This window comes from Rhizobium mesosinicum (assembly GCF_019511345.1).
Classification (GTDB): Bacteria; Pseudomonadota; Alphaproteobacteria; order Rhizobiales; family Rhizobiaceae; genus Rhizobium; species Rhizobium mesosinicum.
On the sequence record NZ_JAEUAK010000003.1, the window covers coordinates 367,129 to 388,437 of the forward strand.

General features: G+C 59.4%; 19 protein-coding genes. 6 read left to right on the plus strand and 13 right to left on the minus strand.

Annotated elements, in window-relative coordinates; translation table 11 throughout:
• Positions 1 to 26: 26 nt before the first annotated feature.
• The 5 genes from JNB85_RS09350 to JNB85_RS09370 are packed head-to-tail and all read right to left on the minus strand — an operon-like array spanning position 27 to position 4,456.
• Positions 27 to 746 (minus strand): TfuA-like protein, encoded by a 720-nt coding sequence (locus JNB85_RS09350; RefSeq protein ID WP_220334047.1) that lies wholly within the window; start codon positions 744 to 746, stop codon positions 27 to 29.
• Complete coding sequence (locus tag JNB85_RS09355) at positions 743 to 1,897, minus strand: YcaO-like family protein (protein ID WP_220334360.1); 1,155 nt, start codon at positions 1,895 to 1,897, stop codon at positions 743 to 745. The genes JNB85_RS09350 and JNB85_RS09355 overlap by 4 nt, the downstream gene beginning before the upstream one ends.
• Positions 1,898 to 1,945: 48 nt before the next feature.
• Positions 1,946 to 2,164, minus strand: a complete 219-nt coding sequence (locus tag JNB85_RS09360) for a hypothetical protein (protein ID WP_220334048.1) — start codon at positions 2,162 to 2,164, stop codon at positions 1,946 to 1,948.
• A gap of 10 nt (positions 2,165 to 2,174) precedes the next feature.
• Positions 2,175 to 4,013, minus strand: coding sequence for an AfsR/SARP family transcriptional regulator (locus JNB85_RS09365; protein WP_220334049.1), 1,839 nt, complete (start codon positions 4,011 to 4,013; stop codon positions 2,175 to 2,177).
• Between the two features lie 8 nt (positions 4,014 to 4,021).
• Positions 4,022 to 4,456 carry a helix-turn-helix domain-containing protein gene (locus JNB85_RS09370; RefSeq protein WP_220334050.1) on the minus strand — a complete coding sequence of 145 codons (435 nt, stop codon included), beginning with the start codon at positions 4,454 to 4,456 and terminating at the stop codon, positions 4,022 to 4,024.
• Between the two features lie 589 nt (positions 4,457 to 5,045).
• On the opposite strand from JNB85_RS09370, the gene JNB85_RS09375 reads away from it, so the two are divergent.
• A complete protein-coding gene (locus JNB85_RS09375; RefSeq protein ID WP_220334051.1) occupies positions 5,046 to 5,732 on the plus strand; it encodes a dimethylsulfonioproprionate lyase family protein in 687 nt (228 codons plus the stop codon).
• 121 nt (positions 5,733 to 5,853) lie between these two features.
• On the plus strand, positions 5,854 to 7,137 hold the full coding sequence (locus JNB85_RS09380) for a cystathionine gamma-synthase family protein (protein WP_220334052.1): 1,284 nt from the start codon (positions 5,854 to 5,856) through the stop codon (positions 7,135 to 7,137).
• An 84-nt stretch (positions 7,138 to 7,221) separates the two neighbouring features.
• Here JNB85_RS09380 and JNB85_RS09385 read toward each other — a convergent pair whose 3' ends face one another.
• The 3 genes from JNB85_RS09385 to JNB85_RS09395 all read right to left on the minus strand — a co-directional run bounded on the left by JNB85_RS09385 (position 7,222) and on the right by JNB85_RS09395 (position 12,535).
• Positions 7,222 to 10,323, minus strand: coding sequence for an efflux RND transporter permease subunit (locus JNB85_RS09385; protein ID WP_220334053.1), 3,102 nt, complete (start codon positions 10,321 to 10,323; stop codon positions 7,222 to 7,224).
• Between the two features lie 9 nt (positions 10,324 to 10,332).
• Positions 10,333 to 11,577 carry an efflux RND transporter periplasmic adaptor subunit gene (locus tag JNB85_RS09390; RefSeq protein ID WP_220334054.1) on the minus strand — a complete coding sequence of 415 codons (1,245 nt, stop codon included), beginning with the start codon at positions 11,575 to 11,577 and terminating at the stop codon, positions 10,333 to 10,335.
• A 109-nt stretch (positions 11,578 to 11,686) separates the two neighbouring features.
• The gene (locus JNB85_RS09395) at positions 11,687 to 12,535 is read right to left on the minus strand and encodes a MipA/OmpV family protein (RefSeq protein ID WP_220334055.1); all 849 of its coding nucleotides are present in this window, start codon (positions 12,533 to 12,535) and stop codon (positions 11,687 to 11,689) included.
• A gap of 223 nt (positions 12,536 to 12,758) precedes the next feature.
• Here JNB85_RS09395 and JNB85_RS09400 point away from each other — a divergent pair, with 223 nt between their 5' ends.
• Genes JNB85_RS09400 through JNB85_RS09415 form a run of 4 tightly spaced genes read left to right on the plus strand, consistent with a single transcriptional unit; the run spans position 12,759 to position 15,377 of the window.
• Positions 12,759 to 13,508 carry a response regulator gene (locus JNB85_RS09400; RefSeq protein ID WP_220334056.1) on the plus strand — a complete coding sequence of 250 codons (750 nt, stop codon included), beginning with the start codon at positions 12,759 to 12,761 and terminating at the stop codon, positions 13,506 to 13,508.
• Positions 13,501 to 14,811 carry an ATP-binding protein gene (locus JNB85_RS09405; RefSeq protein WP_220334057.1) on the plus strand — a complete coding sequence of 437 codons (1,311 nt, stop codon included), beginning with the start codon at positions 13,501 to 13,503 and terminating at the stop codon, positions 14,809 to 14,811. Before JNB85_RS09400 ends, JNB85_RS09405 begins: the two co-directional genes overlap by 8 nt.
• A complete protein-coding gene (locus JNB85_RS09410; RefSeq protein ID WP_220334058.1) occupies positions 14,808 to 15,050 on the plus strand; it encodes a hypothetical protein in 243 nt (80 codons plus the stop codon). Before JNB85_RS09405 ends, JNB85_RS09410 begins: the two co-directional genes overlap by 4 nt.
• 33 nt (positions 15,051 to 15,083) lie before the next feature.
• Complete coding sequence (locus JNB85_RS09415) at positions 15,084 to 15,377, plus strand: DUF2934 domain-containing protein (protein ID WP_220334059.1); 294 nt, start codon at positions 15,084 to 15,086, stop codon at positions 15,375 to 15,377.
• A 162-nt stretch (positions 15,378 to 15,539) separates the two neighbouring features.
• Here the strand turns inward: JNB85_RS09415 and JNB85_RS09420 are convergent, their stop codons facing one another.
• The 5 genes from JNB85_RS09420 to JNB85_RS09440 all read right to left on the minus strand — a co-directional run bounded on the left by JNB85_RS09420 (position 15,540) and on the right by JNB85_RS09440 (position 21,225).
• Positions 15,540 to 16,352: an ABC transporter ATP-binding protein gene (locus JNB85_RS09420; protein WP_220334060.1), complete on the minus strand. Its 813-nt coding sequence runs from the start codon at positions 16,350 to 16,352 to the stop codon at positions 15,540 to 15,542.
• Positions 16,349 to 17,338: an ABC transporter ATP-binding protein gene (locus JNB85_RS09425; RefSeq protein WP_220334061.1), complete on the minus strand. Its 990-nt coding sequence runs from the start codon at positions 17,336 to 17,338 to the stop codon at positions 16,349 to 16,351. Before JNB85_RS09425 ends, JNB85_RS09420 begins: the two co-directional genes overlap by 4 nt.
• Before the next feature lie 2 nt (positions 17,339 to 17,340).
• Positions 17,341 to 18,198: an ABC transporter permease gene (locus JNB85_RS09430; RefSeq protein WP_220334062.1), complete on the minus strand. Its 858-nt coding sequence runs from the start codon at positions 18,196 to 18,198 to the stop codon at positions 17,341 to 17,343.
• A gap of 3 nt (positions 18,199 to 18,201) precedes the next feature.
• Positions 18,202 to 19,206, minus strand: a complete 1,005-nt coding sequence (locus JNB85_RS09435) for an ABC transporter permease (protein WP_220334063.1) — start codon at positions 19,204 to 19,206, stop codon at positions 18,202 to 18,204.
• Between the two features lie 114 nt (positions 19,207 to 19,320).
• On the minus strand, positions 19,321 to 21,225 hold the full coding sequence (locus tag JNB85_RS09440; protein ID WP_220334064.1) for an ABC transporter substrate-binding protein: 1,905 nt from the start codon (positions 21,223 to 21,225) through the stop codon (positions 19,321 to 19,323).
• Positions 21,226 to 21,309: the final 84 nt, after the last annotated feature.

Consider the following 21,309-nt stretch of genomic DNA (forward strand, 5'->3'; position numbering starts at 1 on the left):
GAAACACCTTGTGGGTGCAATAGACCCTAACTCTTTGAGCGGGCTAGTTGTTCTGCCCAAAGCGTCGTTTTCTTGAATTCCCAATGGCGTTCTGTCGGCACGCGCTGATCATGGGCGGCGCGAACAGCTTCGAGAAGAGCCAGGGCATCGATGCGTTTCTGATCGACTGCGTGCGTCTTCAGCATGGTCAGCCAGTACTCCTCTTGCGATGCGGGTATTGCCGAACATGCACGAACGATGAGAGCCCAGCTTCTCTTCTTGAAGAAGAGATTTGCTGCGGTCAGTTCGAGAGCCAGGCGAAAGGCTTCGTCGAAAAGCTGCAGCCTCTCCATCTTGTCCAAAGTACTTCTCACATTGACCATCGGCACGGTCAGCGGTTTACCGCCAAGTTCCATCGGCTCGTGCAGAAGCGCGACGTCGGCGTCGTCGACGACGGTTTTGCTGACATAGTCGTTGAAAATCCGGCCAACGCCGATCATTCCGAACGCTTGGCATTCGGCGGCGCGCAAGGCGCCCATGCTGGCGGCGCCTAGGACTGTGACATTGAGCGAGAGCGCAAAGAGAATCTCCTTATGCCAAACCGGTGCGGTATTTTCAAAGCCGCCGTCGACCAGGCCTATAACGTTTGCGCCATCTTCCACCGCCCTTAGCACATCTCCCTGAACAGCGGGCGGCCGCAGAGCGATATCCGTCGCGGCGTGGTTTGCCGCGTCAGGCAAGCTCGGACCGACGAAGACGACCTTCACGCGCGCATCGCCCTTGCAAGCGCACGGTGGCCGAAACGATGGAGCCTATTGCCCGCGGGGTTCTCAAGATCGGGTATGAATATCTTTACCACCGAAAACGGCAGGTTCGCAGGCGTCAGGGGGAGGGCAATCACCGAGCCGATCCCGCGTTCGCGAAGTCTTGTCAGCAGCTTATGCGACAGGACGGATATGTTCCCGGCTGGTCTTGTGGCGGCTACAGATCCAGAAGCGGGAACGGCAAGAAAGGCACTGCGGGTTTGTGCCGGAAGCGGCATCGCGAACAATTCGGGCCAGACATCGTCGCGGGCGCCACTGATATAGGTCAATCTCGACTGAAGCGCTTCCGTTACGGCGCGGATTGCCGCCCTCACGGCCCAGGGATGAGCGCCACTGCCGCCGGTGACCTCGACAAAGCGGAGCGGCGCTTTTCCGTTGACGGCTGATGGAGCGACGAGCGCGGTATAGCAGGGGATATCGATATCGCTTGTGATATCGAAGAGTTTCAAGATGAGCCCGGCAGCCTCGATCCTGTCGATCAGGCCTGAGAGCGCGGCGTCGGCAAAACTCCTGGGATCGACGCAGCAGGCGTAGCGCCGGTCATCGCTGCCGATCTGCCAGAGGACATGAGCATCGCGCTCGATACGCTCCAGGATGCCATGAAATATCGCCTCTTCCAACGTGTTGCCCGAGGCAAGCCCATCTGACGACATCCAGAACCGGTTCTGCCGCGTTCGGTCGAGGAGAGCGGCATCCTGCGGAACATGGATCGGCAGGTCGTGAAGCAGTTCGGTTGCCAGGCTCCAGGTCAGTTCCTCGTCTTCGCCCACGACCTGCTCGCCGGCTGCGATCAGGCAATCGAGCGGCTCGGCGCGATCACCCCGGCCTCGCAGGTCTCTTGCCGACGAAACTGTCGTCATCGTGGTGGGTTCGCCCGCCACCGCACGTTCCAGGGCTTCCATCGCCGCCGAGACTTTGGCGTCGATATCCTCAAGTCCCTTGCCTTGGGCGATGACAATGGAGCGGGAGTTTGGCGTGTACGCGCACCAGACCGGAAGGCCGACACAATCGAGATCGGTCTGTCGTGACAGGCGCGTGACCCCCATTTTCTCTAAATAGGGAGCAACGCGGGACAATGTATCCCGCGGCGTAATTGTTCGGTCGGAATAAAGATCGGAATGACCGGTCAGCGTCGCTCGCCTTCAGCCATCCACGTGACCGGAGAAGACTGCCTGCGCCGACGAGACGGCGATTGCGAAATCGACGTTCTTGATGAATGTGCCGCCAGCCTCGCGCTGCTTAACGGCTGCCGCCAGATCGGTGCCTGCAGGCACCTGCAGCGGTGTCACAGTCTTCGCGTCGATATCCACGAGCCACAGCCCCTGATCGCCAGATACACCCAGTACAACAACTTTTGCCATGAAATTCCCCTCAGCTTCGTGAAAATCCGGCCTTGAAAAGACCGTCCCGGTAAAGTTCCTTTTGCCATCGCTCCTTGAACGGCACCAAGGCAAGCCATTTCTCGACCTCGAACGCGGGATTGAGGAGCTCGGCGCGGTGCCGATAAAACTGCGCCCGTCTTCGATCGCCGATCATCGCGCAGCTGGCGGCCGCGATGCGATAGGCTGGTGCCTTGTCTTTCATCCGATCGACATAGGCAAGCGCCTCTTCGTAACGTTCAAGGAAGTAGCTCGCTCCAGCCGCACACCAGAGGTAAGCGTCGGGTGCAATCGGATTGAGCGAGATCGCTTTCCTGATCTTGTCGAGCGCATCTTGCGGCCGCGATGCGTGGACGAGTGTGTCCGCGTGGCTGTAGATCACGTCGGCATAATGCGGGCTGAGGCTTTCGGCGAGGCCAAGTGCTGCAACACTGTCATCGACAGCACCCTGGTACAGCTTCGTTACGCCAAGTTCCCGATGCCCGGCTGCCGATTCCGGATCTCTTTCTATCGCCCGAAGCGCTTGATCTTCCGCACGCTGCAGCAGGGCGGGATCGCCTTGCGCAGTCAACAGCCACTCGCTGGTGAATGTTCGCGCCAAGCCTGTGAAAGCAGGGGCATAGTCGGGAGAAAAATGCAGCGCGTGCTTAAAGGATTTTCGCGCGCGTCTGATGTAAGGCAGGTTGAGCTTGGTAAGCAGGCCGGCACCGACAAGGTAGGAATGATAAGCCTCTGGCTCAGCCTCGTTGCGAAGACGAATGCTTTCGTTGCGCTTCAATTGTCCCGAAACGGCGTCGGCAAGCTTCTGGGCGATCAATCGCCTTTGCGTCGGCAGCGTTTCGAGTGCCATTTCAAATCGGGCTGCCCACAAAATCTCGTCAGTGGGGAAATAAATGAGTTGCGCATAAAGCCCCTCTCCGGAAAGCCGCGTGTCCAAAAGGTAGGAAATCGAATGGCGTTGAACGACGGTGGCCTTGTCGGAGTCGCGCTGGATCTGCTCGGCTGTATGGGGGGCGACGACGGATATGTTGCGCAGGGCGCAAAGCTCGATCGTGACATCCTCGATGAGGGCGTCGGCAATTGCCGCCTCTCGTGTCAGGGCCGCTGCGCCGGGCGGCAGCAGCACAAGCCGCGGCGCTGACGGCCCGGTTAAGATTTGCGGCATGCTGTCTTGTTGCTCGGCGATGCGACTGCTTGCCATTGCCACGGTTCCGGCCACCTGCGGCCGGCGTTGCGAATGATCGTCCGCCGTGCCACGAAGGATGGAGCGGATTTGTTCGTCGCCGGGAAAGGCCTCAAGAAGTTGAAGCCCCGAGCGGCGCAGAAGCCGACGCTCCTCGTCGTCGCGAATATGATCCGCAGCTCTGATGAAGATGTCTCTCAGGGTAAGCAGATGTAGCTGCCGCTCGCGCTCGATCCATCCATCGATTGCTCTGGTGGATGCACTGAGACCGGGAATAAAGCCACGTTGCACAAGGTCGCCGACGGCCGCCAATTGCGCCACCGGCGGCCCTTCCTTTCGCAATATGTCGAGATCGACTGACAGAGCTTGCTTGTTCAAGGTGACGAAAGGCGGCCCGAAATTCAGTATCTGTTCGTCGGATGTCGTGGTTGTGTCGCGAATGCGGGAAATCAGTTTGCGCAAATTGAGATCGGCGAGATGATCTCCTGTCTCGTTCCATAAGAACCGCGCAAGCTCTTGTCGGCTGCGTTGTTGATCCGGCGAGCAATACAGGTAGGCGAGCATCACCAGGGCCTTGACCGGATAGCGCATCGCCGCGCCCAGGTCGTCTGTCAGTCGTAACTCGCCAAAGGTCTGGAGGTGAAGCACGAGAGCTCTCAGGCGCCGGTTTCTGGATGAATGATGTCGTCGATCTCAGGGTGTGTGTCTCTTGCCAGGCTCTTGGCAAGGGCGACAAGCTTCTGCCGGATAGCCGGGCTTTCGATCGCCATGAAGGCGCGATTGAGGGCTTGGGCATCTTTCGATGCCAAAAATGCATTCACATCATCCCTGCCGTTGCTGACAAGGCTGTAGGTTGTAGGCTCGGTGTCGTTTTCGAAAAAGAATTGAACGGGGACGCCCAATGTCTCGGCGATGGATTGCAGCCGGCCCGCGCCAATGCGGTTTGTGCCTTTTTCATACTTCTGAATCTGCTGGAAGGTGACGCCTATCCGTTCGGCAAGTCCGACCTGCGATAGCCTGAGCACCTTGCGGCGTGCTCGCACTCTGCTGCCGACATAGGCATCAATCGATGTGGGCGACTTGGCCTTCATGGCTGGAACCTCCGGTCACAGATGATCATTGCGAGGTTTGCGGCAAAATGCAACCGAAAGTAATATAATAATTTTCCTCAGCGGTGCAGCGACATGAGTAACGTTTTGCCGATATTCAGATTTCCTGCACCGAAAATTATCTAATGCCAGAACAAGCGTATGAGAGTAAAAGAACCGGTTTGGAAAGCAGCAGAGCTTGAAAAAACGTTCTCTGATTGCTTTCGGCACAAGGAGACAAAGTGTTTTCTTAAAGAATAAATGCGGAAGTTAGGTGCCTTCAGTTCACGCGTGGACAAACACCATTTGCTATTAGGCAATTTTCTGATTCGCCCAAGCAGCCTGTTGCTTGAGCATGGAAAGACGGCCCCTTCTACCGGCCCCAAACTTTGGGCGAGTGGGCCTGAGCGAGCCATCCCGAGCCGGTCCGATACCTTCCTGGTGCCTGCGCTGGCAACGCCGACAAATCGTCAGACCAGAGATGATTTTCAGTCTCGATCTTCCTGACAGGTTGAGGTCCAGCGGCGGATTGATCACATCCTTGCCGGATATGGAGGAGACACTGTAGGGAAGGTTCCGCACGGAGGACGCCATGGGTAGGACAATCAAACGAGAAGCAGATCTACTTATCACCGATGAGAAAGAGCCGGTGAAGCGCAGGCTGCGGGAACGGGGTGCTGCGGAACGCCCGGTGGAACTCGACAATTTCCTGAACTTGCTTGCCCGCGTGATGCTGCATGCATCGGCTTCGACGATGGCGAGCTTCGTTGCGGGAAAAGTCTTTCAGAAGCTTGAACGCACGGGAACGCTGCGCGACAAGCGGCTCCACGACACCGGAACCCCTTCCGGCCTCGAGGACGCTCTTCGAATCGCAATCGCTGCTCGAGACATACATGCCGAGATCGCGCAGAGCGTTTGGCACCTCGCTGAATCGCTTCTATGGATCAGGGGCAGAAGCGGACCATTTGCCAGCCTGAATTTCGAGAAAGCCCATGCACACAGCGTGATCGTCGGCCCAGGTGGTCTGGAAGACCGGGCCGATATCCGGATTGGCCTCACATACATGGAGCCCTACAGCCGTTTTCCGGATCACGTGCAACGGTTTTCGCGGGCTTTCCTGTTGCTTTCCCCCTGCGAGCTTTCGATAGCCGGAGAGAGCTGGTTTTCGACCGGAATAGGCGGCGTCTTTGCCGCTGAAGCGGGCCAATCATTTGCCATGCGCTGCACCACCACTCCGCTTCTCGCGGTCTGGTGCCATGTCGAAGAGATCGGGAGGTAAACGGCAATAAATGCCTGGTCATCTGCCAAGAGGTGTTTCTCTGTGGCTGCGGCGCTCCAGATATGAGTGAGGCCTGGCACATTGTTGGTGCCGGAAAGCCGCTCATTGAGGGAGACGTTTCATGACTGCACCGCATCCTCCTAGAACCCATATCGGCAATCATCCCCTGCATCCGGAAACTCAGATGCTGAATTACGGCTATGATCCGGAACTCTCCGAAGGCGCGGTCAAGCCCCCCGTCTTCTTAACGTCCACCTTCGTTTTCAACTCTGCGGAAGACGGTCGCGATTTCTTCGATTACGTCTCTGGCCGAAAAGAGCCGCCGGAAGGCAAGGGGGCAGGCCTTGTCTATTCGCGCTTCAATCATCCAAACAGCGAGATCGTCGAAGATCGCCTTGCAGTCTATGAGCGGGCCGAGAGTGGCGCGGTGTTTTCATCGGGAATGTCTGCCATCGCGACGGTCCTGCTTGCCTTCGTCCGTCCGGGGGATGCCATCCTCCACTCACAGCCGCTCTATGGCGGGACGGAAACGTTGCTTGCAAAGACCTTCCTCAACTTTGGCGTTTCCGCCGTTGGTTTTGCCGATGGCGTCAGCGAAGCCTCGATCAAGGCCGCGACCGAGGAGGCAATGACCAAAGGCCGTGTCTCGGTCATCCTCGTCGAGACGCCCGCAAACCCGACCAATAGTCTTGTCGATATCGCGACGATCCGCCGGATTGCCGATACGATCGGCCAGAAGCAGGGCCATACACCCCTTGTCGCCTGCGACAACACGCTGCTCGGTCCGGTCTTCCAGCGCCCTATCGAGCACGGCGCAGACATTTCCCTCTATTCCCTGACCAAATATGTCGGCGGCCATTCGGATTTGATCGCCGGAGCAGCACTTGGAAGCCGGACACTGATCAAGCAGGTGAAAGCGCTTCGCGGCGCCATCGGCACGCAGCTCGATCCGCATTCATGCTGGATGCTAGGGCGTTCGCTCGAAACGCTGCAGATCCGCATGGAGCGGGCAAACAGCAATGCCAGGGCAGTGGCGGATTTTCTCAGACAGCATCCCAAGGTCGAGACGATCCATTATCTTCCATATAGCGATCCCGTCTCCGCCGTCGGCAGGACGTTTGCAGCCCAGTGCAGCGGCGCCGGTTCGACGTTCTCCTTCGATATAAAGGGCGGCCAGCCGGCCTCGTTCCGGTTTTTGAACGCGTTGAAAATCTTCAAGCTTGCCGTCAGCCTCGGCGGAACGGAATCTCTGGCATCGCATCCGGCAACCATGACGCATTCGGGCGTGCCGGCCGAGGTGCGCCAGCGCATCGGCGTCCTTGATGCAACGATCAGGCTGTCGATCGGGATCGAACATCCAGACGATCTCATTGCCGATCTCACCTTGGCGCTCGATGCAGCGTAAGCTTCGCCGTCACCACGCAACCAAGCGATGGCTGCGTGGTGACGAGCGCCGACGAATTCCGGCCGTCGGACTGTCTGACAGCCGCTAACTGCGCAAACTGTCTGAGCCTTCGATGAAGGTGTTGCCTGAACCATCGGCGGCAGCGCCGCTATCCGACATCTTTCGCGCCAAGCGTTTGACCCTATCGCCGAGATCGGCAATCAGGACATGGCATGCAGGAACGACGACCAACGAAAGGACCGTCGAAACCATCAGCCCGCCGATGACCGCGACCGCCATCGGCGCCCTGAACTCGCCTCCGATCTCGTGGCCGAGGGCCGCAGGCACCATGCCAGCCACCATCGCCAGCGTCGTCATGACGATCGGGCGCAGTCTCTCGGCACAGGCCTCGATGGTCGCTTCGATGCGCGGTAGGCCCGACCGCTCGAGCTCGATTGCGAAATCGACAAGCATGATCGAATTCTTCACGACGATGCCCATCAGCATGAGGATACCGATGACGACCGGCAGCGATACGGGATGGCCGGTGATAATGAGGGAGGCAACCACACCTGAAAGCGCAAGCGGAAGCGGGGTGACGATCGTCAGTGGTGTAAGCGGGCTGCCGAACAGCAAGATGAGCACGACCACAACAAGGCTCAAGCCCGCGATCATGGCGAAGGCGAAACTCGTAAAAACGCTCTCCTTGGAATCGGAATCGCCGGTTGCCCGCATTTCGACCTCCGCTGGCAGCGCCTTGACGGACGGCAAGTTCTCGAATGCTGCGATGCCTTCGCCTTGCGTGATCCCGGCTGCAAGGTCCGCACCGATTTCGACCCGACGCTGACGCTCCATGCGATGGATGACGGAAACGCTTTCACCTTCCTCCAGGTGTGCGACTGCCTCGATCGGCACGAGGATCCCGGCGGATGTCATGACCCGCAATTGTCGCAGCTTCTCCCAGCGGCCGATCCCGCCATCCTCGACGAGCGTGCGGATCGGGATCAATCTGCCACTGTCCTTGAATGACGGCAGTCTGGAATCGGCATCTCCCAACGTCGCGACCCTGATTGCTGTCGCGACCTCTCTCGCACTGACACCAAGATCGGCGGCCCGCTCCGGCGACACGACCACGCCAAGTTCTGGCTGGCGCGTTGCTTCCGACGAAGCCGGGTTGACGAACATCGCGTTGGCGCGCATTTCGGTCAGGATCGCCCGGGCGGCTTTCGACGCCTGCTCGCCGTTGACGCTCAGGATTGCAAACGACACATCCCGGCCGCCGCGGTCGTTGATGAATTCGAAGCGAAGGTCGGGAACGGCTTTCAGTTGAGCCTCAACCCTTTGCTGGATTTGCTCCAGCGCAAGCCTGCGCTTGCTTCTGTCGGCAATGGACATGACGATGACCGACTTGCGGATGTCGCGCACGCCGTCGGATCCCGATCCGGCGCGCACGAACACGGTCTTGATATCCTCGATCGTCTTGAGGCGACCGGCGACCAGATCGCTCACCTCTTCATTGTCAGCAAGGGTCGAGCCTGGCGGCAGCTCGATCGAAACCGTCATCCGGCCCGTATCTTGGGCCGGCAGAAACGCACTCGGCAAGGAACCGGCAAGGAGAATCGTCAGGGCAAAGAGGCCAGCCGCCAGACCGGCGGTGAACAATCGCCACCTGATGGCCAAGCCGACGAGCCCGCGATAACGCGTAACCAGGCGCCCTTCTACGTGCGCCTTGGTTGGGGAGGTCAGGAAGTAAGCGGCGATCAGCGGGGTTACCAGGCGCGCGACAAGGAGCGAGAAGAAGACGGCAATCGCGACCGTCAGACCGAACTGGCGGAAATATTGGCCTATTTCACCCGCCATCATTCCGACTGGGGCGAAGACGGCAATGATGGCGGCCGAGATCGCCATGACGGCGAGGCCGATCTCGTCGGATGCGTCGATCGCAGCCTTGTAGGCGGTTTTGCCGAGGTTCTTGTGACGGACGATATTTTCGATCTCGACGATGGAATCGTCGACGAGAATTCCCGTCACCAGCGTGATCGCAAGCAGGCTCAGCATATTGAGCGAGAAGCCCGCCAGTTCCATCACCCAGAAGGTGGGGATTGCCGAAAGCGGCAAGCTGATGGCGGCAACGAGCGTGGCGCGCCAGTCGCGCAGGAAGAGGAAGACGACGATGACGGCAAGGATCGCACCCTCGATCAGCGTGCTGCGGGCAGACAGGAAGTTTGCGAGAGTGAGCGTGACGCTGTCGTCGACGATCTTGAACTCTGTTCCTGGCCTTACTCTGGAAATCTTCTCAAGCGCCGCGGCAACCTTTCCGGCAACGTCGACGTCTCCTGCGCCAACCGCCTTGTAGACGGTAAATCCAACCGCCGGCTCGCCGTCGAGACGCGCGAAATCCTGCCGTTTCTCCGTCGTGTCGGCAACTACAGCGACATCGGAGACCGAGACACTCTTTCCCTGCGGCAGGGAAAGACGAATGGCTCTGAGCTCGTCGAGGGTTGAAACGGCTGCCTTGGTCGCTATCGTCATGTCCTGCGCATCGACATTGCCCCGCCCCGACGGCAGATTGAACTGGCTTGCGGCGACCTGGTCGCTGACGGAGGCTGCCGTCAGGCCGAGAGGTGCAAGCCTATCCGCCTTCAGCAGAACATGGATTTCCCGGTTGACGGTGCCGACGAGTTCGACGCGGCCTACGCCAGCCAGCCCTTGGAGCTTCCTGACGACGACGTCGTTGATGAAAAAGGACAGATCTTCCGCCGACATCGAGCCGTTATGGGCCGAATAGGTAACGACTGGCTGGTTCTCGGAATCGATCCGGTCGATGATAGGTTCATCGATGGCGGCCGGCAGCCGATCGCGAATCTTCGTGACCGCGTCCCTGACGTCGGAGACGGCCCGGTCGACCGGCACGCCGATTTCGAACTCGACCTTGGTCTCCGATCGACCTTCCGAAATCGTCGAGCTGATATGCTTGATATCGGAAAGCGTCGCGACGCTATCCTCGATGAGCCGGGTGATCTGGATTTCCATCTGATCGGGCGCGGCGGCGGGTTCTTCGACGGTCACGCCGACCGCCGGGACGTTGATGGCCGGAAAATAGGTGATCGGCAGCGTTGCATAGCTCTTCAGTCCGAGGCCGGTGAGGATGACGAACAGGAGGATGACGGGCAGCGGCGTGCGGATCGCCCATGCGGAGATGTTCATCAGATGACCTCAGTTGCCTTTGGAAACCGGGCTTGCGTCGGCTTGCTCGATGACCGGGACCGCCTGCTCGCCGGCCTCCATGAAGCCACCTGACTTTGTCACCACCAGGTCGCCCTCGTCGACGCCGGAGCGAACCTCAACGAAACCAGCTTGGCGAGAACCGAGCAAGACGGGCTTTTGTTCGATGCGGTTGTCCTTGAGGATCTTGATCGATGGTTCCTCACCGGCGCTGGCAATCGCCGAGGCGGGCAGGAATATGCCTTTGCTGCTTCCGATCTCGATACGCGCTGAGGCAAAGCCGCCGATCGGGACCATCAATCCACGAGGCAGGGTGATCCGCGCGCGTCCGAGCCGTGTCCGGTCGGCAAGCGCCGGCGCGACGAAGCGCACGGCACTTGTCAGACCGTCACGGTTGTCTTCGAGGAAGACAACCGTGACGGCGCCGACGGGCACGACATAAAACTGAGACTGCGGGATTTCCGCTTCCAGTTCGAACTGATCGTCATTTGCGATGATGAAGAGCTGCTCGTTGGATGAGGAGGCGGTCGCGCCGACCTTGGCGGATCTGTTGATGATCCTGCCTGCCACCGGCGCGACAATCTTCCCATAGCTCAGCCGCAATTCAATATCCTTGCGCGTCGCCGCGACAGTCTTGATGGCAGCTTTTGCCGATTGGACGGCCTGTCTGCTGGCCCGCACGCTCACCTGCGCGCGTAAGAGCGCCTTTTGCCTCTGCTCGAGCGCCTCTTGAGACATCAACCCCTTGGGAACGAGCTTTTGCGCACGCGTAAGATCCGCCTCGGCCTCCTCCTGCGAAATCAGGGCGCTGTCGAGCGCGCTCGATGCCTGCCCGAGTTGTGCCGCCGCACTCGCTGCCTGCGCGTCGTTTTGCTGAAGCTCGACCTCGATCCTCGACGTATCCAGTGTCGCAAGCACCTGTCCGCGGCTGACGAGATCGCCCTCCTCGGCGTCAATGGAGACTATCCGGGCTCCGGAGAGATCCGTATTGACCAGTGTCGTTTCCCGCGCAACGACCGTGCCGACGACGGAAACGCTTTGTTTGAGAACCTGAGCTTTCGCAGCGATGACCGACACTTTCGGCCCCTCCATGTCGGTGGCAAGAGCGTGAACCGGGAACCCAGCGGTCACGGACAGCAGGAAGATCGATGCAAGGCGACCCGTTCTGAGGTTTTGGGACGATCGGTCGCCCTGCGACAGGCAGGACGTGCGAAAGAGCGGCATAAAGGAGGTCATCAATTCATTCCCTGCGCGATTTTGCTTGATTGCCGGATGTTAGGGCCGCCACGGCCGCGACCCTTTTTTGGTTTCGAACAGCTCGCAAAGATGCTTTGGGTCGACCGGGTCAGAACCGGTAACCCAGCATCAGCATGGTTTTCGACTGAACCTTTTCCTTGACGATCGGGCTGTCTGCCGCGTCTCCGACCAGGAAGCCCACGCCCTGCTCGCCTCTGACCACCCAGTTCTCGTTGATCAGATAGGTGGCCGAGGCGGAGAGATCGACGCTCTTGATCCCAGCCCCAGCCTCGTGCTGCGCATGACCGGAGCGGGCGGACTGGGCAGCGTCGACACCAAAATAGGCGTCCATGTAGTTGTTGTCTGCAAAGGTGGCGGAGGCTTCGGCGCCGAGGATGAGGTGCTCAGACAGCGGCTGCGAGATTGCCGCGCCGGCGGTTGCGAGCAGGCCCTCGCTTCCGCCGATCGTCTTGTCGACCGATACGAAGAGACTGGCAGGGCCGAATGAGTAGGTGGCCTTGCCGCCGACAGTCACGCCAAAATCGATGTCGCCCATACCGCGCAGCGTGTCGGCATCGTCCTCGTCACGACCGGAGTCGTATCCGATATTGACGTCGAACCGGAAAGCATCCTTTTCGAAGGCCTTTATTTCGATGCCGGTTGGATCGATCGTGATCCGGTCAAAAAATTCGGCCGAGACAAAGGGAAAGGGTGAGACTTCAAACTCATCGCTTCCCTCATATTTTGGCTTGAAGGCTGCGCCGGCGCCGATGACGACGTGCCAATCGTGCAACGCCTGGCGAACCGGGCCAAAACGCTCCGGGTCCGGCGCCGGCGCGGTTTCTTCGCCGCTTGCGAAGTCGGCCGTCTGGGCAGCACATGGGGATAAGAACAGCGACGCTACGGCGATGGAACGCAGCCGGGACCGATTGGCAGTCACTTTTAGAGAGGCAGACATGAAAGCTCCGAGGTTAAACCGCGTGCTTCCCCCGACATCGACCTGGAAGCACGCCACGCTTCAGCAGTGCCATGCGCGATGGGCATCGCGTATTGGATGTTGTTAAGAATTGTTTCTGCCCGGGCCGGCCGTTCTTTGCCTTTGAAACATTTCTTCACAATCTCGGGCGAGGACGATTTTCTCCGTCATGATAAGGATGGGCCGAAGAACGGAGGTGGCGTGATTGGATGACGAGCGTACACGAGCGGCTGTCGAGCGGCCGAGGATATTGATCGTCGAGGACGATCGTCAGATCGCCGAAATGCTGCGCGACAGTCTTGTCGAGCAGGGCATGGATGCGGAGTTCGCGGGCGATGGCGCAGCGATGGACGCGAAGATGCGTGTCATGCCCTTCGATCTCGTTGTCCTCGATGTCATGCTGCCCGGCGAAGATGGCCTCAGTCTCTGCCGGCGCCTGCGTGTCGGCGGCGGCATCCCGATTCTGATGCTGACGTCCTTGAGCACCGACATCGATCGGATCGTCGGGCTGGAAATCGGCGCAGACGACTATGTCACCAAGCCCTTCGTTCTGCGTGAACTCCTGGCCCGGATCAAAGGCCTCCTGCGCCGGTCGGCATTGTCAGCGCAGAGGGAGGTAAGGCCGGCGCACAGGCTTTTACGCTTCGATGGCTGGCGGATCGATCCGGCCCGGCGTCAGGTTCACGATCCGGACCAGGCCAGGATTGCCATGACGACCCATGAGTTCGATTTGCTTTTGGCCTTTTGCCGCAATGCCGGCAGGGTTTTGACCCGCGAGCAGCTGCTTGCGGTGACCCATGCTGGTCTTGCCGGCCCGATCGAGCGCAGCATCGATGTCCATATCAGCCGGCTCAGGCAGAAAATCGAGAAGGACCCTCGCGATCCGCTCCTCATCAAGACCGTCCGTCTCGGCGGCTACGTCTTTACTGCGCAGGTGGAAGAGGCTGATGTTTAAACGCCTGCGGCGTGTCACGATGACAGTCCGAGGTCAGATCACCATCATCATTCTGGTGGCGCTGGTGACGATTGTCACCATGGGCGATGCGGTGGAGCGCTGGGCCAGAGAAGATCTTGCCGCTCCGGATCTCGAAAACATCGCTGACAAGCTCAACGCTATCGCCGGGCTGCTTGGACCCGCCTCGGCCGAAGATCGGCAGATCATCCTCGCCAATGCACGTCGCGCCGGCTGGGAGATCGAACTCACGTCGACGGCGACCGTGAGTCGGTTTACACAGTCTTCGAGCCGTCAGAGCTTCCTGGACATCGTCGCTGCGCGGTTGTTTCCGCCAGACAACGAGCCGCCATTGGGTGGCTGGCAAACCTTCCTCGATGACCGACGCGTGATTGCCGCGCGTGTCGACGACGACACGATCGTCATCACCTCGGGCTTCCCGGATTCCATGCTGAGCAGTGCGTTCCTCGGACGCGGCCCCTATTACTTCGTCGCCTTTTTCGTATTGATCGGCTTTTTCTTCATATTCGCGATCAGGGTGATTACGGAACCCCTACAACGTATTGCCCATGTGGCGGCGGTGTCCGATATCACCAGCGGTTCTCCTGTCTTCGAGGAGAGGGGAACGGTCGAGATCGTTGCATTGGCCCGGGCATTGAACGGCATGCGCCGGCGGATCCGTCTGATGATCGAAGCCCGCACCCGCATGCTGCGCGGCATCGGTCACGATCTGCGCACGCCGCTGACGCGGCTGAAGCTGCGTGTGGAGCGGATGGGGGAGAGCGGCCAAAAGGACGCCCTGCTGTCCGACATCGATCGGATCGAGAACCTGCTCGTCGAGAGCCTGAATTATCTTCGAAACGACTATGCGACCGAGGCGATCGAACTCGTTGACGTCGCAAGCATCCTGCAGACGGTCTGCAGCGAATTTGCCGATATCGGCCATGCCGTCCGATACAATGGCCCCAACAGGCTTCTTGCCAGATGCCGGCCGCTTTCCATCACCCGCGCAATCACCAATCTTTGCGATAACGCCGTTAAATTTGCAGGCAGGGCCGAGGTGACAATGGCCGAGCGGCCGGAAACCGTTCTGATCACTGTCGACGACGACGGCCCAGGCATTCCGCAGGAGCTTCGAGAGCGGGTACTGGAGCCTTTCTTCAAATCGGACCAGTCTCGCGCCGGAGGTGGCTTCGGCCTCGGTCTGTCGATCGTCGCAGACATTATTCAGTCCCACCAGGGCACATTGGAACTGCGCCAGCGCAGTCCGCATGGTCTCAGCGTTGCCGTGGCGATACCAAAATGAAAGGTATCGAGCGGCCGTCTGCTCTCGAAGGTTCTGCAAATCTTCACAGTGCGAAAGCAATCGCAGCCGGTACTCCAGGCAATCTCGGAGTCCCACTTATTATTGTCCCGTTGGCCGCATCAAATAACTGGCATGACGGCAGGTCTTCTTTGCCAGCATTTGATGCGAACGCCGTTCCACCTAAAGGCGTAGGAAATGCGCGCGCAGCCATTGCCCTTCTCGCGCGCAGCGCCATCTGATTGTTCCTGGCAGCAGTTTCACAGGAGAGGCAGATGGCATCGAACGAGGACCGCATCAGGCAGCGCGCTTACGAGATCTGGGAGCAGGAAGGTCGGCCAGACGGCGAGGACCTGAAGCATTGGCTTCAGGCCTTTCAGGAAATCGCCGCGAACATCGAGGCGAATGGCCAGTCTGCCAAAAAGCCTCGCGCGCGAAAGACTGCGACGGCAGAGGCTCCGGTGAAGCCCAAAGGCGCTGCGAAGGCCAAGGGCGGTGCCCAGAGCGCTCCGACGACGACTCCGCCCCCGAAGCCCACCAAGGCATCCCGGAGTGTCACCAGGCACTGACACGACCTGGGAAGTGATAGGCCGATCCGGAGTGCGCATAATGGGTTGTGCCGACCACTTCCGGGGCGCAGTGCTTGCACCTGCGCTTTGCGATGGCTTGTCGTTTCGAATTCAGTTTGAACGACGAACCTGTTCCTGTGGCGCATCGCATTCGCCAAATCGTTACGATGTCGAAGCGAAATCGGCAGTTAGCACCGCGTCTTTCAAGGCCCGGGAGTATGCGTGCTGCGGATTGTCGAGGACCCTGCGTGCCTCGCCCTGTTCGACGATCTCGCCTTTGCGCATGATGATGATCCGGTCGCTGATGTAATAAGCGGTGGCAAGATCATGGGTGATGTAGACGATCGAAAGCCCAAGCTCATGTTTCAATTGTTCGAAGAGATTGACGATTGCCATGCGCAGTGACGCATCGACCATGGATACCGGCTCGTCGGCGATCAGTAGGCGTGGCTGCGGGATCAGGGCACGGGCAATTGCAGCCCGCTGTAGCTGACCGCCGGAGAGTTCATGCGGAAACCGGCCCTTTACCTCCTCAAGACTGAGGCCGACGTGATGGAGGGCCTGGTCGGCCAGCCGTTCGATCTGTTGCCGATCCGGCTTGGCCCCGCCAACCGAAAAGTTCCGCGCGGTTTCGAAAAGGTAGCGATCGACGCGCTTGAGCGGGTTGAAGGCCTCGAAAGGGTTCTGCAGGACTGGCTGCACTTCCCTCATGAAGGCGCGGCGCTCGGCCTTGCCGTGGAGGGCCACCGCTTTCTGGCGAAATTGGAGTTCGCCTTGCGTGGGCGTTGTCTGTCCGAGGATCATCGCTGCAATCGTTGATTTTCCGGAACCCGATTCTCCGACGACGGAGAGAATCTCTGGCTCGCTGCCGATTTCGAAGCTAACATCCTTGACCGCCACGATCTGCCGCCGGCCAAGCATGCCGCCCTGACGGTAGATCTTCGTGACATGAGAGAGAGTGAGAAGAGCGTTCAAGCCTGATCTCCCGTCACCGCAAAGCAAGCCACTCGCCGATCCGGCTCAACTGTGATCATCGGTGGGACCTTCTGCGAGCAGATGTCCATTCGCTTCGGACAGCGCGGATGAAACCGGCAGCCCTCGGGCGGCATCGCAAGGTTCGGCGGGCGTCCCTCGAGCGAGGGCCGGGCCTTCGCATCACCGATGCTTGGCAGGCTGGCCACCAGATGCTGCGTGTAAGGGTGCAGCGGCAGGGCGAAGAGCTTGCGCGTCGGCGCTTCCTCGACGAGGCGACCGGCGTAGACGATGCCGACGCGGTCTGAAACCGTCGCATGCACACCCATGTCGTGGGTGACGAACAAGAAGGACGAGCCTATCTCACGCTGGATTTCGCGGATCATCGACAGCACGTCGCGCTGGACGATGACGTCAAGCGCCGTCGTCGGCTCGTCGGCAATGATGAACTCGGGCGTCAGGATCGTTGCAAGCGCGATCGTCATACGTTGGCGCATGCCACCGGAGAGCTCGTGCGGATAGGCTTGGAGCAGATGCGCATCAAGCTTCAGTCTCTCGAGATGCGAGCCGACTTTTGTGAAGAACTCATTCTTGCCGACCTTCATGTGACGGAAGGCGAAATCGGTGAAGGAGTGATGGATGCGTCGCACCGGGTTCAGCACATTCATGGACGCCTGCATGATATAGGACAGGTGCAGCCAGCGAAGCGCCATACGCTCGTCCGGCGTCATCGCATACATGTCCTGCGTGCCGCCGGCAAAATGGAAGACCACCTTGCCTGATACGACCTTGAGCGGTGGCCGGATGGCGCCGGCAATCGTCTTGATCAGGGTTGTCTTGCCACTGCTGGATTCGCCGGCGACCCCATAGATTTCGCCGTGCCCGATCGTCAGAGTGATGTCGTCGACGGCGCGCACCTCCCGGTCGACGCCGTAAAGGAAGGCGCGATAATAGGCTTTCAGGTTCTGGACTTCGACCAGGGCATCCATGGCTAGCCTCCCATCCGGTTCAGCCGGCTGCGCGGATCGTTGTATTCGTTCATCGACATGGACAGGAGAAACAGCGCCAGGAAGAGAACGACGATGACCGCTACGGGTGCAGCCACCCACCACCATGTTCCTGCTATCAGCGCCGAATGGGCGTTGGCCCAATAGATCATCATCCCCATGGTCGGCGTCTCGATATCGGTGAACCCCAGCACCGACAGAGTGATCTCCATCCCGATCGACCAGATCATGTTGTTCATCGTGGTGGCGAAGACGATCGGCAGGACATAGGGCAGATGCTCTTCAACGAGGATCTTGCTCATGCTCATGCCGGAATAGACGCTTTGGGTGGTGAAGGGTCTCGTCTTCAGACCGATTGCGACCGAACGGATGAGACGGGCGTCGTAGGACCAGCCGAGCGAGGCCATGATGACGATCAGCGCCACCCAGGTCATGTTATCCTTCAGCACGAAATAGAAAAGGATCAGCAGCGGAAATTGCGGGATGACCATGACGCTGTCGTTGATCGCCATCAGCACCTTGTCCACCGTGCCGCCGGCATAACCGGCGACTAGGCCGACAACCAGCGAGATGATGCGCGAGAGAAAGGCGACGCCGATGCCGAAATAGAGGGTGTTGCGAAGGCCGGTCGTCAGCTGCCAGAAAACGTCTTGGCCGCGCGATGTCGTGCCGAGCCAATATTCGCCGTCCGGCGGCATGTCCGGCGGCAAGAGATAGATGTCGGTCGCGCCATAGGGCGAGAAATAGGACAGGATCACCAGCCCGACGATGACGGCAAAGAGCAGCAGGCCGCAGAGAAATTCCATGTTTTGGCGGGCGAGGTCGCGGATGATGGTAAACATGGCCTATTCCACCTTGATGCGCGGATCGATCAGCGGGCTCAAAATGTCGATGATGAACACGGCAGCAGCAACGCCGACGATCGACAAAGCGCTAAGGCCGAGCACCAGGCTGTAGTCGCCGGCATGCACCGCGGAAATCAGCAGGTTTCCGATTCCGGGATAGCCAAAGACGATTTCCGTAATGACGGTGCCGTTGAAGATCCCGCCGAGTGACATGGCAAGCCCGGTGAATTGCGGCACCATGGCATTGCGGGCGATATAGGAGCGGAGAATTTTCCGCTTCGGAACGCCGCCGAGCTCGGCGAAGACGACGTAATCGTCGGTGATGATGTTGGAGACGAGCGCGCGCATCCCGATCAGCCAGCTGCCGGCGCCGACCAGGATCAGCGACAAGGCTGGCAGGATGGAATGCTTCAGGATATCGAGGACGAGCGCGAAGGAGAGATCCAGATTGGTGTTCATCTCGTAGCCGCCAGTGATCGGCAGCACCGGCCAGAGATAGCCGAACAGAATGAGAAGCACGAAGGCGAGAATATAATAGGGAATGGGAAGCAGGGCGATAAAGACGAGGCTGACGGCCTTCAGCACCATATCCTTCCTATAGTAGCCGGCGAGCGCGCCGATCGCATTTCCGAGCACGAAGGTGATCAGGGTGGACACCGTCATCAGCCCGATGGTCCAGGGCAGCGACCGCAGAATGATGGTAGAGACAGGTGTGGGAAAAGCCGAGAGCGAGGGGCCGAGATCACCGGTCGCAAGCCGCAGCCAAAAATGCAGATATTGCTGCCAGATCGAACCGTCCATCCCGTAGAGCTCTCGCAGCGACTGACGCATCAGTTCAATCGCGTTCGGATCGGATTGCCCCATCTGCGTGATGGCGCCTATGCTTTCTTCGACCGGATCGATCGGGGTCAGGTGGGTGACGAAGAACGTTATGGTTATTCCAAGAAAGACGACGAGCAGAAACTGACCGAACCGCTTCAGCACAAAGATCAGATAGGACGTCATAGAGCAGTTGTTCCTCTCTGGTTCCCTTCGAAAGGATCGACGAGCATGGCAGCTGCGGCACATGCCCGTCGATAGGGGGCCGGCGCGAAACGGCCGCGCCGGCGTTGGGGAGGATTATTTCGGTTGAGCCGGTTTCAGTTTGACCATCATCAGCCTGGAATTCGCCCAATTCGGCACTGGGTCGGTATAGGGGTCCGATATCGTCGGATAACCGGTCCAATAGGTCGTATCCATCGAGGTGAAGACGTTATAGGACATCAGCGGGATCGTCGGCATTTCGCGGGCGACCAGCTTCAGATAATCGTTGCCGAGCTCGATGCCCTTCGGATCGTCGGCGCTGATGCCGCGGATGCTTTCGATGATCTTATCGAGCTCCGGATTGCTCCAACGCTGCCAGTTGCGCGGCGGCTGATTGTCACCCTTCTTTGCCACGAATTGCGAGTGCCAGCTGTCGAGGAAGAAGGACAGGTCGGGATCGCCGCCCCAGGTCTCGACGCTCCAGGCAATCGCCACCTGGAAATCGCCGGGCTGCAGCGCAACCTGCCACAGTTTCGCAACGGGCACGGCTTTTGCGTCGATGCCGAAAGAGGCCCATTGCTGTGCGATGAGTGTGCCCGCCCGGGTGAAGACGGAGCGCGTGTCGCCCTCAACCGTCATCCGGATCTTGAACGGCTGGCCGTCCGGGGTCATCCATTTGCCGCCGGTTTTCTTGAAGCCGGCTTTTTCCAGAAGTTCGGCTGCTGCCTGCGGATCCGGTTTCCACCAGCCGTAGCCGAATGCCGTGGTGATCGCCGCCGGATCGGTCGGGATCTGGTCCTTGAACTTCGGCTGCTTGCGCAGGATATCGGCAACCTGTTGTCCGATCGTCGGATCATAAGGTTTGATCTTTCGTTTGCCGGTGTCGATCTCGAAATTCTTCAGCCAATCCTGCATCGGCGCCTGATAGTCGTTCATGGTGGCCGCCGTGGGCGGTACGCCGAGCGCCGACAGCGTGGCAGCGCCGCGATAGCTCGCCATGTCTACAGCCTTGATGTCGATCAAAAGGGCAAGCGCCCAGCGTACATCGGGATTGGCAAAGGCCGGATCCTGGGTGTTGAAGATCACCGCCGGAAGTGTCGGATCCGGATGGGCGAAAGGAAAGCCAGGGAACCAGGTCTCGACCGACTTGGACTTCTCCTTGAGGGTAAACATGCCCTCGGGCGTATTGTCATGAATGATATCGAGATTATGCTCGAGCTGGGCGATGGTGCGTTTATCCGGCGGGCCTGGATCGACATAGGTCACATATTTCGGGGCCGGCTCGCCGAAGCGCCCAAGCGATGTTCGCTGCCAGTCGTCACGCTTTTCCCAGGTATACCATTGACCCTGAGGGTCATAGGCCTTGAGCTTGTAGGCACCGAGTGAGACCGGGTTGGCGAAATCATAGCGAAGCGGATCGGCCACCTTCTCGAAGACATGCTTGGGCATGATCCAGGCACCGTTCCAGCGAACGGTGAAGATCGCATGGAAACGGGAATTGGGCTTCTTCAGCTTGAAGACGACCGTATAGGGATCGGTCGCTTCGACGCTTGCCACCTGTACGGAAAAGGCAGCACTCCAGACCATGCCGGGATGGTCCATCTGCGTCTTGACCGTGTAGACGAGGTCGTCGGCGGTGAATTCCACGCCGTCGCTCCAGTAGAGCCCCTTGCGCAGTTTCACCGTCATCTCGGTGAAGTCGGCATTATATTGCGGCTTGTCGGCGGCAAGGGAATTGTCCCAAGGCGAGCCGCCGAGGCCTTTTTCCGGATCGATGTACCAGAGCGTGTCCATGGTCAACTGCTGCAGGCCGGTTGAAACGCCGCCGCCGCCGTTGACCCAAATATTGAACCAGCCGGGATTCTTGATCGTACCTTCCGGGTTTTCGACGATGAGAGTGTCCTTGCGGGGCAAGGATTTATAGTCATCCGCCTTAGCCGCGGCCATCAGGCCGAGCGTCGCCAAGGCGACGCCGAATGCAAGCTTCTTCCAATGCTGCATTTTCTCCTCCCTTTGAATGCGACGAGAGCGCGGCCGCAATGGACGCATGGGACGTCGCGGTTTTGGGGTTCGCAGCGGCATCGG